The organism is Mycobacterium sp. EPa45 (assembly GCF_001021385.1).
Lineage (GTDB): Bacteria > Actinomycetota > Actinomycetes > Mycobacteriales > Mycobacteriaceae > Mycobacterium.
The window spans coordinates 5,531,326-5,546,965 of the sequence record NZ_CP011773.1; the positions used below are offsets into that span (position 1 = coordinate 5,531,326).

General features: G+C 66.5%; 14 protein-coding genes. 7 read left to right on the plus strand and 7 right to left on the minus strand.

Going from position 1 to position 15,640, the window contains the following annotated elements; all coding sequences use genetic code 11:
* Nucleotides 1-3 precede the first annotated feature (3 nt).
* Complete coding sequence (gene fadD17, locus AB431_RS26220) at nt 4-1,536, plus strand: long-chain-fatty-acid--CoA ligase FadD17 (RefSeq protein ID WP_047332403.1); 1,533 nt, start codon at nt 4-6, stop codon at nt 1,534-1,536.
* A gap of 18 nt (nt 1,537-1,554) precedes the next feature.
* Nucleotides 1,555-2,217 carry a cutinase family protein gene (locus tag AB431_RS26225; RefSeq protein ID WP_047332404.1) on the plus strand — a complete coding sequence of 221 codons (663 nt, stop codon included), beginning with the start codon at nt 1,555-1,557 and terminating at the stop codon, nt 2,215-2,217.
* A gap of 82 nt (nt 2,218-2,299) precedes the next feature.
* Here AB431_RS26225 and AB431_RS26230 read toward each other — a convergent pair whose 3' ends face one another.
* The 4 genes from AB431_RS26230 to AB431_RS26245 are packed head-to-tail and all read right to left on the minus strand — an operon-like array spanning nt 2,300 to nt 7,497.
* Nucleotides 2,300-3,856 carry an acetolactate synthase large subunit gene (locus AB431_RS26230; protein ID WP_047332405.1) on the minus strand — a complete coding sequence of 519 codons (1,557 nt, stop codon included), beginning with the start codon at nt 3,854-3,856 and terminating at the stop codon, nt 2,300-2,302.
* Nucleotides 3,853-4,686: an amidohydrolase family protein gene (locus tag AB431_RS26235; protein ID WP_047332406.1), complete on the minus strand. Its 834-nt coding sequence runs from the start codon at nt 4,684-4,686 to the stop codon at nt 3,853-3,855. Before AB431_RS26235 ends, AB431_RS26230 begins: the two co-directional genes overlap by 4 nt.
* Nucleotides 4,687-4,714: 28 nt before the next feature.
* Nucleotides 4,715-5,845 (minus strand): nitronate monooxygenase family protein, encoded by a 1,131-nt coding sequence (locus tag AB431_RS26240; protein WP_047332407.1) that lies wholly within the window; start codon nt 5,843-5,845, stop codon nt 4,715-4,717.
* Nucleotides 5,845-7,497, minus strand: a complete 1,653-nt coding sequence (locus AB431_RS26245) for an acyl-CoA synthetase (protein ID WP_047332408.1) — start codon at nt 7,495-7,497, stop codon at nt 5,845-5,847. Before AB431_RS26245 ends, AB431_RS26240 begins: the two co-directional genes overlap by 1 nt.
* Before the next feature lie 69 nt (nt 7,498-7,566).
* On the opposite strand from AB431_RS26245, the gene AB431_RS26250 reads away from it, so the two are divergent.
* A complete protein-coding gene (locus AB431_RS26250; RefSeq protein WP_047332409.1) occupies nt 7,567-8,364 on the plus strand; it encodes a crotonase/enoyl-CoA hydratase family protein in 798 nt (265 codons plus the stop codon).
* Here AB431_RS26250 and AB431_RS26255 read toward each other — a convergent pair.
* Both AB431_RS26255 and AB431_RS26260 read right to left on the minus strand, forming a co-directional pair.
* On the minus strand, nt 8,351-9,037 hold the full coding sequence (locus AB431_RS26255; RefSeq protein WP_047333821.1) for a cutinase family protein: 687 nt from the start codon (nt 9,035-9,037) through the stop codon (nt 8,351-8,353). The genes AB431_RS26250 and AB431_RS26255 overlap by 14 nt on opposite strands.
* A gap of 206 nt (nt 9,038-9,243) precedes the next feature.
* Complete coding sequence (locus AB431_RS26260; protein WP_047332410.1) at nt 9,244-10,455, minus strand: cytochrome P450; 1,212 nt, start codon at nt 10,453-10,455, stop codon at nt 9,244-9,246.
* 59 nt (nt 10,456-10,514) lie between these two features.
* Here AB431_RS26260 and AB431_RS26265 point away from each other — a divergent pair, with 59 nt between their 5' ends.
* A complete protein-coding gene (locus AB431_RS26265; RefSeq protein WP_047332411.1) occupies nt 10,515-11,234 on the plus strand; it encodes an acetoacetate decarboxylase family protein in 720 nt (239 codons plus the stop codon).
* 58 nt (nt 11,235-11,292) lie between these two features.
* On the opposite strand, the gene AB431_RS26270 is transcribed toward AB431_RS26265, so the two are convergent.
* Complete coding sequence (locus AB431_RS26270) at nt 11,293-12,324, minus strand: LLM class F420-dependent oxidoreductase (RefSeq protein WP_047332412.1); 1,032 nt, start codon at nt 12,322-12,324, stop codon at nt 11,293-11,295.
* A 67-nt stretch (nt 12,325-12,391) separates the two neighbouring features.
* Here AB431_RS26270 and AB431_RS26275 point away from each other — a divergent pair, with 67 nt between their 5' ends.
* Genes AB431_RS26275 through AB431_RS26285 form a run of 3 tightly spaced genes read left to right on the plus strand, consistent with a single transcriptional unit; the run spans nt 12,392 to nt 15,637 of the window.
* Nucleotides 12,392-13,384, plus strand: coding sequence for a Zn-ribbon domain-containing OB-fold protein (locus AB431_RS26275; RefSeq protein ID WP_235435768.1), 993 nt, complete (start codon nt 12,392-12,394; stop codon nt 13,382-13,384).
* Nucleotides 13,385-13,397: 13 nt separating this feature from the next.
* Nucleotides 13,398-14,456, plus strand: coding sequence for a thiolase domain-containing protein (locus tag AB431_RS26280; RefSeq protein ID WP_047332413.1), 1,059 nt, complete (start codon nt 13,398-13,400; stop codon nt 14,454-14,456).
* Nucleotides 14,457-14,458: 2 nt separating this feature from the next.
* Nucleotides 14,459-15,637 (plus strand): thiolase domain-containing protein, encoded by a 1,179-nt coding sequence (locus AB431_RS26285; protein WP_047332414.1) that lies wholly within the window; start codon nt 14,459-14,461, stop codon nt 15,635-15,637.
* Nucleotides 15,638-15,640 lie beyond the last annotated feature (3 nt).

The window sequence follows — 15,640 nt, forward strand, 5'->3', positions numbered from 1 at the left end:
CCTGTGAGCGGCCAACCGACCGTCACCGACCTGTTGGTGCGGCTGGCCGACGTCGACGATCGCGGCATCCACGCCGACGATGGCTCGTATTCGACTTGGCGCCAACATATTCAGGATGCCGCCGACCTCGCGGCTGCGCTGAAGGCCCGGCTCGATACGGCTCGTCCCCCGCATATCGGCGTGCTGCTCGGCAACACGCCGTTCTTCTCCTCGCTGCTCGTGGCGGGGGCCATGACCGGACTGGTTCCGGTCGGGTTGAACCCCACCCGCCGCGGCGAAGCGCTGCGGCGGGATATCGAGACGGCCGACTGCCAGCTGGTGCTCGCCGATGGTGACGACGTCGGGCCGCAGACCTACGGCGCCGGGTTCGTTCCCGAGGGCATGGCCGTCATCGATGTGGGTGCCCCCGAGTGGGCCGATGAGCTCGCACGGTTCCGCGGGTCGCCAGCCTCCTTCGCGCCCAGCAACTTCGACGATCTGTTCATGCTGATCTTCACCTCGGGCACCAGCGGCGACCCCAAGGCGGTGCGGTGCACCCATGAGAAGGTGGCCGTCCCGGGTGTGATGCTGTCCGAACGGTTCGGGTTGGGACCGACCGACACCTGCTACCTGTCGATGCCGCTATTCCACTCCAACGCGGTGATGGCAGGCTGGGCCGTCGCGGTGGCGGCGGGCGCCTCGATTGCGTTGCGGCGCAAGTTCTCTGCCTCCCAGTTCATCCCCGACGTGCGGCGGTTCAACGCTACCTACGCCAACTACGTCGGTAAGCCGATGTCCTATATCCTGGCCACCCCGCCGCGCCCCGACGACGCCGACAACCCGCTGCGGGTCGTCTACGGCAACGAGGCAGCACCCCGCGACATCGACCGATTCGCCGCACGTTTCGGGGTGACGGTGGTCGACGGGTTCGGGTCCACCGAAGGTGGGGTGAACATCGCCCGCACCCCGGACACCCCGGAAGGCGCACTGGGTCCGCTGCCCGAGGGCCTCGAAATCATCGACGTCGACACCGGCGAACCGTGCCCGCCCGGGGTGATCGGCGAACTGGTGAACCTCAACGGGCCCGGCAACTTCCGCGGCTATTACAACGCGCCCGACGCCGAGTCCGAACGCATGACCGGCGGTGTGTACCACAGCGGCGACCTCGCCTACCGCGACGACGCCGGCTATGTGCATTTCGCCGGGCGGCTGGGCGACTGGATGCGGGTCGACGGCGAGAACCTGGGCACCGCACCGATCGAACGCGTCCTGATGCGCTACCCGGACGTGACCGAGGCGGCGGTGTACGCCATCCCAGACCCCGCGGTCGGCGACCGGGTGATGGCTGCGCTGGTGCTGCCCGAGGGTGCGGCTTTCGATGCGAGGAACTTCCGCGAATTCCTGACCGCCCAGGATGACCTCGGGCCCAAGCAGTGGCCCGCATTTGTACGGGTCAGCACCGCTCTGCCGCGCACCGAGACGTTCAAGATCATCAAGCGCCGCCTCTCGGCCGAAGCACTGGAGTGCACCGACCCGGTGTTTGAGATACCGCGCTGACCGGGAACCGTTCCCACGATGAAGTGCGCCCATTTGGTCCTCGCGATTCTCGCGCCCGCCGCCGGTCTTCTCGGAGCCTCGCCGCCCGCACCGGCCGCGACCTGCCCCGATGTCGAGGTGGTCTTTGCCCGCGGCACGACGGAACCACCGGGCATCGGCCGGACCGGTCAGGCCTTCGTCGACGCATTGCGCGATGATCTGGGCACGAAGACCGTCGGCGTATATGCGGTCAACTACCCGGCCAGCACCGACTTCCCCACCGGTGTCCAAGGGGTGGTGGACGGCAGCACGCACGTCGCGACCACGGCCGCGAACTGTCCGAACACCAAGCTGGTCCTAGGCGGGTATTCGCAGGGGGCCGCCGTCGTCGGCTTCGTCACCGCTGATGCGATTCCGGCCGGGTATGCCGTCCCGCCCGGTACGCCACTACCGCTACCTGCCGGTGTCGCCGATCGTGTTGCCGCGGTCGCGCTGTTCGGCAAGCCGTCACAGAAGTTCATGGCCGCCATCGACGAGCCGGTGGTGTCCCTCGGGCCGGCCTACGCCGGTAAGACGATCGACCTGTGCGCCGGGGGCGATCCGATCTGCTCGCAGGAGGGCGGAAACACCGCCGCACATTCGATGTACGCGGGCAACGGCATGGTCCAGCAGGCAGCGTCCTACGTGGCCAAGCGGATCTGACGGTGTGCCGATCGCGTTGATTCAGAACTGTGGGCGAGTTTTCCGGCCAGAAATTCGCTCTCAGTTCTGGTTCGACTGCAGGCTAGCCCGTGATCGACGGCATGACCGCCTCGATGAGGTGCGGGCCGGGTTCGTCGAACGCCCACCGCAGCGCGTCGGCGAACTCCTCGGCGGTGCCGACCCGGCGGGCCGGCACCCCCATACCCTTCGCGATGCGCACGAAATCCAAAGTGGGACTGGTCAAGTCGAGGAGAGCCTCAGCCTTCGGTCCCGGCCCCTCCCCCACGGCCTCGGCGCCGACCCGCTGCAACTCGATACGCAGGATGTCGTAGGCGCGGTTGGCGTAGAGGACAGTGGTGATGTCGAGCTGTTCGCGGGCCTGGGTCCACAACGCCGAAATGGTGTACATCGCCGAACCGTCGGACTCCAGGCACACCACCGGGCGATCCGGTGCGGCGATCGCGGCCCCGACCGATACCGGCAGCGCATAGCCGATCGCGCCGCCGGTCAGCGTGAGCCAGTCATGCGCCGGGGCACCGGCTGTCGCCTGCGCCAGAAGGACTCCCGACGTGTTCGACTCGTCGACGACGACGGCACGTTCGGGCAGCAGCGCCCCGATGACGTCGGCTGAGGTCATGACATTCAAGGGACCACTCGGCAAGGTCGGCCGCGACAGCGCCGCCGTGGTGGCGGTCTCGTCCGGCGCGATCCGGTCTGCCAGCGTGGTCAGCGCGGCCGCGGCGCCGACGGGTCCGGCCAAGGTGTGCACCGTGGCGCCGTCGGGCGCCAGATCGCTGGGCTTGCCGGGGTAGGCGAAGAACGACACCGGGTGCGGCGCACCGGCCAGTACCAGATGCCGTGTCCCGGCGAGCTGCGCGGTGGCCGCCTCGGCGAAATATGCAAGCCGCTCGACGGCCGGTATTCCGGCGCCGCGCTCCAGACGTGTCGGGAAGGTTTCACACAGCACCCGCGCCCCGCACGCCTGCGCGAGCCTGACCGCCGCGGACAGACCGCCCGCGCCGGTGGCGTCACCGCCGACCATGATCACCGTCGGCTCGCCCGAACGCAGCACGGACTCGATCTGCCCGGAATCGAAGTCAATGGCTGTCGGTTGTGCCGCAACCTCTTTCACCGGTGAGGCGCCCTCATCCCACGAGACATCAGCGGGCAGGATCAGCGTCGCAATGTGCCGTTGGGCGCGGGCGGACGCGATGGCCTCGGCGGTGTCGGCGGCCACATCAGCGACCGCCATGGTGCGCCGCACCCAGCCCGATACGGTCTGAGCCACCGAGTCGATATCGGACTCCAGCGGTGCGTCGTACTTCTTGTGATACGTAGCGTGGTCGCCGACGACCACGACCGCAGGCACGTGCGCGCGCCGCGCGTTGTGGAGATTGGCCAGCCCGTTGCCCAACCCGGGGCCGAGGTGCAGCAGCACCGCGGCGGGCTCACCCGCGATGCGGGCGTAACCGTCGGCCGCGCCGGTGGCCACACCCTCGAAAAGCGTGAGCACGCCACGCATCTGCGGCACGGCGTCCAGCGCGGCGACGAAGTGCATCTCCGATGTGCCTGGATTGGCGAAACACACCCGCACGCCGTGGTCCACCAGGGTGGCGATCAGCGCCTGTGCGCCATTCATGCGGCCTGGGCCCCGAGCTTGGTGAACACCCGCGCGGCGTTGTCGTGCAGATATGCCGAACGGGCCGGCTCGGACAGCCCGAGTTCGTCGAGACCGTCCAGGGCGTGTGCGTGCCCGATCATCGGATAATTGGTGCCGAACAACACTTTCCGCGCGCCGGTGCCTGTCTTCATGAATGCCACCAGCTCCTTGGGTAGGCGCCGGGAGGTATAGGCCGAGGTGTCGATGTAGACATTCTCGTGCTTGCGGCAGACCGCGACCATCTCCTCGGTCCAGGGATATCCGACATGCCCGCACACGATGGTGAGTTCGGGAAAGTCCAAGGCAACCTCATCGATGTAGGGAATCGGCCGCCCGAGTTCCGAGGGTCGCAATGGACCCGTATGACCCACCTGGGTGCAGAACGGCACGCCGAGCTCGACGCATTCGGCGAACAGCGGGTAATAGCGACGATCGGTCGGCGGCGCACCCCACAGCCACGGCACCACCCTCAAACCGACGAAGCCGTCGTCCCGGACCCGCCTGCGCAATTCGCGTACCGCGACCATTGGTCGGTCGAGATCGACGGTTGCCAGCGCCGCGAACCGGGTCGGGTGCCGGCCAACCCAAGCGGCGACCTCGTCGTTGGACACCAGGTCCTGGCCGTGGGGACCCAGCCAGGCGCTCAGCACGCCGACGTCGACACCAGCGGCGTCCATCGATTGCAGAGTCAGATCGATGGGCAGGTCGCCCTCGGGAATCCGCCCGCCGGTCCAGCGGCGCAGCGATACGAGGAAGTCGCTTGCCATAAACCGCTGAGTGGGATGCTGCATCCACACGTCGATCGTCATCGCGTTCGACTGTAGACGCGAAACCTGCTCAGCTGTCGCGGATCGCGTCCAGTTTCCGGGTCGCCGCCTCGAACCCGGTGACCAGTTCGGCGATGATGTCGGCGACCGGGCGGATCTCGTTCATCCGGCCCACGATCTGGCCGACCGGCATCGCGACGGTCGTGGGATCGGCCGAGGCGCTCATGCGCTGATGTGCCTCGGACACCAGGATGTTCTGCAGCGGCATGGGCAGCGGCTCGGGTGCGCCCTCGGCGTCCCACGCCTCGGTCCATCGGCTCTTGAGCAGACGGGCCGGCTTGCCGGTGTAGATGCGGCGGCGCACGGTGTCGCTCGAGCCGGCGGCCAGCAGCGCCTCCTGGATCACCGACGCGCCCCCTTCGGTGCGAACACCGAGGTCGTACTCGGCGGCGGTCAGGAACGCCGACCCCATCCAAACACCCTGTGCGCCAAGCGCGAGCGCGGCAGCCACCTGACGGCCGGAGCCGATCCCACCCGCCGCGAGCACCGCGGTCTGTCCACCGAGTCCAGCCAACCCATCCACGACCTCCGGCACGAGCACCATCGAGGCGATCTCGCCGGTGTGTCCGCCGGCCTCGTGGCCCTGGGCGATCACGATGTCGACGCCGTTCTCGGCGTGCCGCTGCGCGTGCTTGGCGCTTCCGGCGAGCGCCGCCACCGGAACGCCGGCTTCGTGCACCTGGTCGATGACGTCCTTGGGCGGCGAGCCGAGCGCGTTGGCGATGAGCTTGATCGGGTGCCGCAGGGCGACATCGACGTGGCTGCGGGCCACCGAGTGCAGCCAGCCCAGCACGCCCTCGGACTTCTCCTCGTCCTCGGGCAGCGGCGGCACTCCGAGATCCGCCAGCGTCTTGGCGACGAAATCCCGGTGTGTCTGCGGGATCAGCTTGTTGATGTCGATCGACGAGCCCTCGGTGGGAACCTTCGCCGGCATCACCACGTCGACGCCGTACGGCTTACCGCCGGTGTTGGAGTCCATCCATTGCAGGACGGCTTCCAGGTCGTCGGGATCGTTGAACCGCACGCATCCCAGGACGCCCATGCCGCCGGCGCGGCTGACCGCGGCGGCCACCTTCTCCGACGGGGTGAAAACGAAGATCGGGTACTGGATGCCGAACCGATCGCAGAGTTCGGTGTGCATCAGCTCGCTGCGCCCGCGTGCTTGGCGTGCACCTCGTCAGCCGGGCGGATCTCGGTCTGGTCCTTGGCCCACTTGTAGTCGGGCTTACCGGCCGGCGAGCGCTTCACCTCGTCGACGATCCAGAGGCTGCGTGGCACCTTGTAGCCGGCAATCTCTTTGCGCACGAACGTATCCAGGTCTGCCAGCGTCGGGCGGGCTCCCTTGCGGGGCGCGACGACCGCGGCGACATGGTTGCCGAAGCGCGGGTCGGGCACACCGACGACCAGGGCATCGAACACGTCGGGATGACCCTTGAGTGCGGCCTCGACCTCCTCGGGGTAGATCTTCTCGCCGCCACTGTTGATCGACACCGAGCCGCGGCCCAGCATCGTCACGGTGCCGTCTGCTTCGACCTCGGCATAGTCGCCAGGGATCGCGTAGCGCACGCCGTTGTATACGCGGAAGGTCTGCCGGGTTTTCTCTTCGTCCTTGTAGTAGCCGACCGGGATATTGCCCTTCTTGGCGATCACACCGCGGACCCCGGAGCCGGGCTTGACCTCGTTGCCGTTCTCGTCGAGCACGACGGTTCGGTGGTCGATGGTGACTCGCGGGCCACCATTGTGGTGCTCGCCCTTGGCCACGATGCTGGTGCCACCGAAGCCGGTCTCCGAAGACCCGATCGAGTCGGTGATCACTCGGTTGGGCAGTAGTTCGAGCAGCTTCTCCTTGAGGCTGGTGGAGAACAGCGCAGCGGTGCTGGCCAGCAGGAATAGCGAGGAGAGGTCGTACTCCTCACCACTGTCCAGGGCGGCCTGCAGTGCATCGAGCAGCGGGCGCGCCATCGCGTCACCGGTGAAGAACAACAGATTGACCTTGTGCTCGTGGATGGTGCGCCACACTTCGTCGGCGTCGAATTCCGGTGACAGCACGGTGGTTTGGCCTGAGAAGATGGACATCCAGGTCGCCGACTGGGTGGCGCCGTGGATCATCGGCGGGATGGCGTAGCGAACCATCGGCGGGTTCTCCGCCGCAGCGCGGGACAGGTCGTACTCGTCTTTGACGAACTCGCCCGTGGCGAAGTCGGTGCCGCCGAACAGAACCCGGTAGATGTCCTCGTGGCGCCACATCACGCCCTTGGGGAACCCGGTGGTGCCGCCGGTGTAAAGCAGATAGATGTCATCCTCGCTGCGCTGTCCGAAGTTTCGCTCGGGTGAGCTCTCGGCGAGGGCGGAGTAGAACTCCACGCCGCCGTAGCGCTGGAAGTCGTTGTCGCTGCCATCCTCGATGACCAGGATCGTCTTGACGTCCGGGGTGTCCGGCAGCACGTTGGCGACGCGGTCGGAGTACTGGCGCTCGTGCACCAGGGCCACCATGTCGGAGTTCTCGAACAGGTAGCGCAGTTCGCCCTCGACGTACCTGAAGTTGACGTTGACCAGGATCGCGCCGGCCTTGATCGTGCCGAGCATCGCGATCACGATCTCGATGCGGTTGCGGCAGTACAACCCAACCTTGTCGTCCTTCTTCACGCCGTGATCGAGGAGGTAGTGGGCGAAGCGGTTCGCCTTGTCCTCGAGCTCGGCGAAGGTGATTTTCTCGTCGCCACATATGAAGGCGACGCGGTCAGGCACGGCGTCGATGGCGTGTTCGGCTAGGTCGGCTATGTTCAGGGCCACGGACCCAAACTAGAACGTGTTACATTTCAGTTCAAGTCCCCAGCATCGACGCAGGAAGGCGGTCTGTTTGTGAGCGAGACCGAGAAGGGCCCCGACGCCCTTATTGAGCAGCGCGGACACACTCTCATAGTCACGCTCAACCGGCCGGAGGCCCGCAACGCACTGTCGGGCGAGATGATGTCGATCATGGTCGAGGCCTGGGATCGGGTCGATGAGGATCCGGAGATCCGCACCTGCATCCTGACCGGTGCGGGCGGGTATTTCTGCGCGGGCATGGACCTCAAAGGCGCCACCAAGACGCCCCCCGGCGAGTCGTTCAAGAGCGGATACGACCCGACGAAGATCGAAGCGCTCTTGAAAGGCCGTAGGCTCACCAAGCCGCTCATCGCGGCCGTCGAAGGCCCGGCCATCGCGGGCGGCACCGAGATCCTGCAGGGCACCGACATCCGCGTCGCGGGCGAAAGCGCGAAATTCGGCATCTCCGAAGCCAAGTGGAGCCTGTATCCGATGGGCGGCTCCGCGGTGCGGCTGCCGAGACAGATTCCGTACACGATCGCGTGCGACCTGCTGCTGACCGGGCGTCACATCACCGCCGCCGAGGCACTGTCCTACGGGCTGATCGGCTATGTCGTGCCCGACGGGACGGCACTGGACAAGGCGCTCGAGATCGCCGAGGTCATCAACAACAACGGGCCCCTCGCCGTCCAGGCGATCCTCAAAACCATCCGCGAGACGGAGGGCATGCACGAACTCGAGGCGTTCAAGCCCGACACCGCCAACGGCATTCCGGTGTTCCTGTCCGAGGACGCCAAGGAAGGCCCGCTGGCGTTCAAGGAGAAGCGCGCACCTCAGTTCAAGATGCGTTAGTCGGCTTCGGGGCCATCGCCATCGCCGCCACCACCTTGTCCGCGGCGAAGCCGGCCGCTTGAGCCGTCATCCCGTTCATCACGTATGCCTGGTGCGCACCGTTGTCCGCGCCCGTCGGAGAGCAGATCGGGTCATCGGGAATGCACTGGTCTATGGTCTTCGCCGCGTACAGGCTGCCCACTGTGATCGGCGGCGCCGTGCGGTCGATGCTGTTCAAGAATCCGTTGGACGGCTTCCCGAACAGCGCGACGGCCGCGACGTGCTTGGCGATCTCGGGCGCCATCGGCCCGGTGATTCCGTTCGGCGGGACGTAGCCGTCCGGAATCTTGTCGGCGGTGACGTAGCCGGCGACCGCGGCGCCCTGCGAGTAGCCACCGAGCACCATCTTGGTGTTGGGGCATCGCGCCGCCATGTCGCGGACCCGCGTGCTGGCATCGATCACCCCATCCGCCGCGGTCGGAAAGTTGAGCGAGGCGGGGTAATTGACCGCGTAGACGTCGACCGACTTTCCGGTGAGCTGTGGCTGCGCCCGCAGCTCGTCGGCGAACGCCTGCCCGATGCCGCCGACACCCGGCGGTTCGAACGTGCCGCGGGCGAAGATCACCTCGACGTCGGGACACCCCTCGTCCGCTCCCGCTCTCGGGACGCCGCGCGGCGACAGCAACAACGCCATCGCAAGCAGCAGCGCGACAAACAATAGTGCGCAGACGTATCGAACCTGGTCGGATTTGATGCCGTTCATCTCGCCCCACATCTACTACTACTACGGTTTTGCCCCGGCCCGGTCAGCGGCACCGCTTCCCCCGAGGTGGGGACGTGGTTCCCGTAATTGACGCCCCCCAAACACACGCCGGGCCGCCGAAGCGCCGATCGAAAGCATCAGGCCAGCACGGGCCGCGACGGGGTGAATACCACCGGCATCTCCTCCAGGCCGCTGACGAAGTTCGCCGGCCGCAGCGGTAGGGCCGACTCGTCGGCGAGCCGCAGGTCCGGCAGCCGCTCGAGGACCTTGCGCACCATCGTGCTCAACTCGAGCCGGGCCAGCTGATTACCCAGACAGAAGTGCGTTCCGAAGCCGAAGGCCAAGTGGCTGTTCGGGTTTCGGTCGATGCGAAAATTCTCCGGATCACCGAACACCGATTCGTCGAAGTTGGCGCCCTCGAACATCAACAGCATCTTCTCCCCCTGACGCAGCTGGGTGCCGTGGAACTCAACGTCGCGCATGGCGGTTCGGGCCATGTTCTTCACCGGGGAGGTCCAGCGCAGCATCTCCTCGATCGCGCCGGGCAGCAGGCTGTGGTCGGCCACCAGGCGCTGCCACTGATCGTGGTGACGCACAAGCTGTTCGGTGCCGCCGGACAGCGTGTGCCGGGTGGTCTCGTCCCCGCCGATGAGAATCAGTAGGGTCTCCATGATGATTTCCTGGTCGTCGAGGCGCGAACCTTCGACTTCGGAGTTGACCAGGATCGAGAACAGGTCGTCGGTCGGTTCGGCGCGGCGCTTGGCGATCGTTTCGGTGGCGTAGGCCGAGTATCCGGCGAACGCGTCCATCACCGCCTGGAGAGTTTCGGCGTCGGCGGCGGAGTTCAGGCCGCACACCAGGTCATCGGACCACTTCAACAGCGTCGACCGCTCTTCCGGCAGCACGCCGAGCATGTCGCCGATGACGGCCATCGGCAGCGGCGCGGCGATGTCGCGGACGAAATCACACTCCCCCCGCTCGCAGACCGCGTCGATCAACGTGTCGCACAAGGTGTCGATCCCGGCGACTTTGTCCATCACCCGCTTACGGGTGAAGCCGGCGTTGACGAGCTTGCGCCGCAACAGATGTCCCGGGTCGTCCATGTCGATCATGTAGGGCATGCCGGGGTTGTCGGGACGAATTCCCCCGGTGTTGGAGAAGGTTTCGGGATCACGCTCGGCGTCGATCACCGCCTGGTAGCTCGCCGCCGCGGCCAGGCCGTTGCGGTCGCGAAACACCGGTTCGTTGGCCCGCATCCAGCGATAGGCTTCGCGCGCACCCCCGTCGGCATAGAAGTTGCCATCGGTCAGATCAACATCCGGCTTGGCCGGTGCCAGGGTGCCTGTCATCTCGTTCCCTCCACTACCTTTCGTCCACGCGGGATGTCGAAGCGGTTTACAGTGACCGCATGTCTGAGTCGCAGCACACGATTGCCGGCACGGTACTCACCATGCCGGTGCGAATTCGCAAGGCCGACGTCCATACGGCTATGTTCTCGGTTCCGGCCGATGCCGCGCAGCGACTTGTCGATTACAGCGGATTGGAAATCTGCGAATTCCGTCCCGGCCGAGCGGTGGTGAACCTGATGCTGGCCCGCTACCTCGACGGCGATCTGGGCAAGTACCACGAATTCGGCACCTGCGTGATGGTCAATCCGCCCGGCTCGAATGCTCGCGGGCTCAAGGCACTCGGCGACGCCGCGGCGTTCATCCATCACCTGCCCGTCGACCAGTCCTTCACGTTGGAGGCCGGCCGCACCATCTGGGGCTTCCCCAAGATCATGGCGGACTTCAACGTTCGTGAGTCCAACCCGTTCACCTTCGATGTCAGCGAGAACGGGTCGCTGATCGCCGGCATCGAATTCCGCCGCGGCCTGCCGATCCCGTCGCTGCGGCCACGGACCCAGGTGCTCAAGACCTACACCTTCGCCGACGGCACGACCCGCGAGGTGCCCTGGGAGATGAAGAACTCTGGAGTCCGCTTCCGGCCGGGCGGCGCGACTCTCCGTCTCGGCGACCATCCGTACGCAAAGGAGCTCGCCACCCTGGGGCTGCCGAAGCGCGCGATGGTGTCGGGATCGGTCGCCCACGTCGAGATGACCTTCGGCGACGCCCACATCCTGCGCTGAGCGCCCAAAGGTCATCCGGTCAATCTAGAGCGAGGACTAGACAACTCGCAAGAAGTGTCTACAACAGGTCGGCGGCTTCGCGGATCTGTTCGGGGGTGCGCGCGCCGATGACCATCATCGTCACGCCGGCTGCTTCCCACGCGACGATCTGTTTGCGCACGTAGTCGATGTCGCCGACGATAGCCGAGTCGTCGACGAGTTCGTCGGGAACGGCCTTGGCGGCGTCATCCTTGCGATCGCTGCGGAACAGTCGGGTGACCTCGTCGACGACCTCCGAATAACCCATTCGCCGATAGACGTCGGCGTGGAAGTTGGTGTCCTCAGCGCCCATTCCGCCCATGTAGAGCGCCAGGTGCGGCTTGATCAGATCCATGACCGAAGACCGGTCGTCGGTGATGACAACCTGCGCGGTCGCGCAGATCTCGAAGTCTTCGCGGCTGCGCCGGGCACCCGGACGGGCGAAGCCCTCGTCGAGCCACTCGTTGTACATCGGCGCCAGCCGCGGCGAGTAGAAGATCGGCAGCCACCCGTCGCAGATCTCGGCGGCCAGCGCAACGTTCTTCGGGCCCTCGGCGCCCAGCATGATCGGGATATCAGCCCGCAACGGGTGCACGATCGGCTTGAGCGGCTTACCCAACCCGGTGGTGCCCTCACCGGACAGCGGTAGCGGGTAATGCGGGCCGGCACTGGTGACCGGGGCCTCGCGGGCCCAGACCTGCCGGATGATGTCGATGTACTCGCGGGTGCGCGCCAACGGCTTCGGGAACTTCTGCCCGTACCAGCCCTCGACGACCTGGGGTCCGGAGACACCCAGGCCGAGGATGTGGCGACCCCCGGAAAGATGGTCCAGCGTCAGCGACGCCATCGCACACGCGGTCGGGGTACGCGCCGACAGTTGCACCACCGACGTGCCCAACCGCATCCGGCTGGTTTCGCGCCCCCACCACGCCAACGGGGTGAACGCATCCGAGCCCCACGCCTCCGCCGTGAAGACCGTGTCGTACCCGACCTCCTCGGCCACGGCCACCAGTTCGGCGTGATTCGCCGGAGGTTGAGCGCTCCAATATCCGAGTTGCAGACCCAGCTTCATCGGTGCCGCCTTTCTGGCCGGGACACGGTCCTTGCCACTATTCTTAGAACCTGTTCTACTCGATGATGTGACCACCAGCCAAAGCAGCCCGGTGCAGATCGACGCGCATCAGAAGCCCCTTTCGGCACCGCTGAAGCTGTCATTCGACTACACCCGTTCAGTCGGACCACTCCTCGGCCAGTTCTTCACCGCATTGCGTGAGCGACGCATCCTCGGTGTCCGCGGTTCGGACGGGCGAGTGCTCGTACCACCCGCTGAGTATGACCCCGTGACGTACGCGCCGTTGACGGAGGTGGTACCGGTCGCCAGTGTCGGGACCATCGAGTCGTGGACGTGGCAGTCCCACCCCCTCGAGGGCCAGCCGCTGGACAAGCCGTTCGCCTGGGCGTTGATCAAGCTCGACGGTGCGGACACCACCCTGCTGCACGCGGTCGCCGCGGACTCGTCCGACGCGATCAGCACCGGGGCGCGGGTACACGCGCACTGGATCGACGAGCCGGTCGGCGCGATCACCGACATCGCCTATTTCGAGCTGGGGGACACCGAGGAGACGGTGCCGTCCGGTGGTGACGACCGCGAGCCGGTGACCATCCAGGTCTCGCCAAGCAGCATCGAGATCCAGCACACGGCATCACTGCCCGAGACGACATTCCTGCGCGGCCTCGAGGATGGCAAGCTCCTGGGCGCCCGTACCGGGGAAAACGGCAAGGTCTACTTCCCGCCCAAGGAAGCCGATCCCGCGACCGGGTTGGAGCTCGACAACTTCATCGAGCTGCCCGACAAGGGCACGGTGACGACGTTCGCGATCATCAACATCCCGTTCGCCGGACAGCGCATCAAGCCGCCGTACGTCGCGGCCTACGTGTTGCTCGACGGCGCTGATATCCCGTTCCTGCACTTGATTCAGGAGATCGAGGTTTCCGAGGTGCGAATGGGCATGCGGGTGCAGGCGGTGTGGAAGCCCCGCGAGGAGTGGGGTCTGGGCATCGACAACATCGAGTACTTCAAACCGACCGGCGAACCCGACGCCGAGTACGACACCTACAAGCACCACCTCTAAAGGGAATCGCCACATGACATTTCGCGATGTAGCGGTCGTCGGCTTCGAACATGCCCCGCACGTGCGGCGCACCGACGGCACCACCAACGGCGTAGAGATGCTGATGCCGTGTTTCCACCGGCTGTACGAAGAGCTCGGCCTGAAGCAGACCGACATTGGCTTCTGGTGCTCCGGGTCGTCGGATTACCTTGCCGGACGCGCCTTTTCGTTCATCTCAGCGATCGACTCGATCGGGGCGGTGCCCCCGATCAACGAGTCGCACGTGGAGATGGACGCAGCGTGGGCGCTCTACGAGGCGTACATCAAGATCCTGACCGGTGAGGTCGACACCGCGCTGGTGTACGGCTTCGGCAAGTCGTCGGCGGGCACGCTGCGCCGGGTGCTTGCATTGCAGACCGACCCGTACACCGTTGCGCCGCTGTGGCCCGACTCGGTGTCGATGGCCGGCCTGCAGGCGCGGTTCGGGCTGGATTCCGGCAAGTGGACCGAAGAGCAGATGGCTCAGGTCGCGCTCGACGCGCTGGCAGTCGGACGCACCGACTCCGAGAAGCCGGCCACGAGCATCGACGAACTGCTGTCCCGGCCGTACTTCGCAGATCCGTTGCGGCGCCACGACATCGCTCCGATCACCGACGGGGCGTCGGCCATAGTGCTGGCGGCCGGTGACCGGGCGCGCGAACTGCGGGAAAACCCGGCCTGGATCACCGGTTTCGAGCATCGCATCGAGACGCCGGTGCTTGGCGCACGCGACCTGACCACGTCGCCGTCGACCGCGGCCTCGGCCAAGCTGGCCACCGGCGGGGACGCCGGTTCGATCGAGGTCGCCGAGATCTACGCGCCGTTCAGCCACCAGCAGCTGATCCTCACCGAGGCGATCGGGCTGCCGGAGTCGACGAAGATCAACCCGTCGGGCGGCGCGTTGGCGGCCAACCCGATGTTCTCGGCCGGCCTGGAGCGGATCGGCTTCGCCGCCCAGCACATTTTCGATGGTTCGGCGGGCCGCGTGTTGGCGCACGCCACCAGCGGCCCTGCGTTGCAACAGAATCTGGTCGCCGTGCTGGAGGGGAAGTAGTCATGGCTAAAAAGCTGGCCGCGGTTCTCGGAACGGGGCAGACAAAGTACGTCGCCAAGCGCAAAGACGTCTCGATGAACGGTCTGGTGCGCGAGGCAATCGACCGGGCGCTCGAGGACTCGGGGTCGACGTTCGACGACATCGACGCCGTCGTCGTCGGCAAGGCTCCCGACTTCTTCGAGGGCGTGATGATGCCCGAGCTGTTCATGGCCGACGCCGTCGGAGCGACCGGCAAGCCGCTGATCCGCGTGCACACCGCGGGTTCGGTGGGCGGGTCGACCGCGATCGTCGCCGCGAGCCTGGTGCAGTCGGGCAAGTACAAGCGCGTGCTCACCATGGCGTGGGAGAAGCAGTCCGAGTCGAATGCCATGTGGGCGTTGAGCATCCCGGTGCCGTTCACCAAGCCGGTGGGCGCGGGCGCGGGTGGCTACTTCGCACCGCACGTGCGCGCCTACATCCGCCGCTCCGGTGCGCCGCTCAACATCGGCGCTATTGTCGCGGTCAAGGACCGGCACAACGGCGCCAAGAATCCGCTGGCGCATCTGCATCAGCCGGATATCACCGTGGAGAAGGTGATGGAGTCCCCGATGCTGTGGGATCCCATCCGCTACGACGAGACCTGCCCGTCATCCGACGGTGCGGCGGCAATGGTGATCGGTGACGAGGAAAGCGCCGACGCCAGGGTGGCCGCCGGCCATCCGGTCGCCTGGATCCACGCGACCGCGCTGCGCACCGAGCCGCTGGCGTACGCGGGGCGTGACCAGGTCAATCCACAGGCAAGCCGTGATGCGGCCGCCGCACTGTGGAAGGCGGCCGGAATCACCAGCCCGATCGACGAGATCGACGTGGCCGAGGTGTACGTCCCGTTCTCCTGGTACGAACCGATGTGGCTGGAAAGCCTTGGCTTCGCCGCCGAGGGCGACGGGTGGAAGCTCACCGAGGCCGGCGAGACGGCGATCGGCGGCCGGATTCCGTTCAATCCCTCCGGCGGCGTGCTCAGCTCCAATCCCATTGGCGCATCCGGCATGATCCGGTTCGCCGAGTCGGCGATCCAGGTGATGGGCAAAGCGGGCGAGCATCAGGTCGAAGGCGCACGCAAGGCGCTGGGCCACGCGTACGGCGGCGGCGCGCAGTACTACTCGATGTGGGTGGTCAGCTCCGACAAACCAGCCGCACAATGACCC

Excerpts from the sequence above, each read along its gene's own strand:
- AB431_RS26240 (WP_047332407.1), bottom strand. The coding sequence starts at position 5,845 with ATGCACACCGAACTCTGCGATCGGTTCGGCATCCAGTACCCGATCTTC.
- AB431_RS26230 (WP_047332405.1), bottom strand. The coding sequence starts at position 3,856 with ATGAATGGCGCACAGGCGCTGATCGCCACCCTGGTGGACCACGGCGTG.
- AB431_RS26225 (WP_047332404.1), top strand. The coding sequence starts at position 1,555 with ATGAAGTGCGCCCATTTGGTCCTCGCGATTCTCGCGCCCGCCGCCGGT.
- AB431_RS26255 (WP_047333821.1), bottom strand. The coding sequence starts at position 9,037 with ATGGCGTTGTTGCTGTCGCCGCGCGGCGTCCCGAGAGCGGGAGCGGAC.
- AB431_RS26285 (WP_047332414.1), top strand. The coding sequence starts at position 14,459 with ATGGCTAAAAAGCTGGCCGCGGTTCTCGGAACGGGGCAGACAAAGTAC.
- AB431_RS26270 (WP_047332412.1), bottom strand. The coding sequence starts at position 12,324 with ATGAAGCTGGGTCTGCAACTCGGATATTGGAGCGCTCAACCTCCGGCG.
- AB431_RS26265 (WP_047332411.1), top strand. The coding sequence starts at position 10,515 with ATGTCTGAGTCGCAGCACACGATTGCCGGCACGGTACTCACCATGCCG.
- AB431_RS26235 (WP_047332406.1), bottom strand. The coding sequence starts at position 4,686 with ATGACGATCGACGTGTGGATGCAGCATCCCACTCAGCGGTTTATGGCA.
- AB431_RS26280 (WP_047332413.1), top strand. The coding sequence starts at position 13,398 with ATGACATTTCGCGATGTAGCGGTCGTCGGCTTCGAACATGCCCCGCAC.
- AB431_RS26260 (WP_047332410.1), bottom strand. The coding sequence starts at position 10,455 with ATGACAGGCACCCTGGCACCGGCCAAGCCGGATGTTGATCTGACCGAT.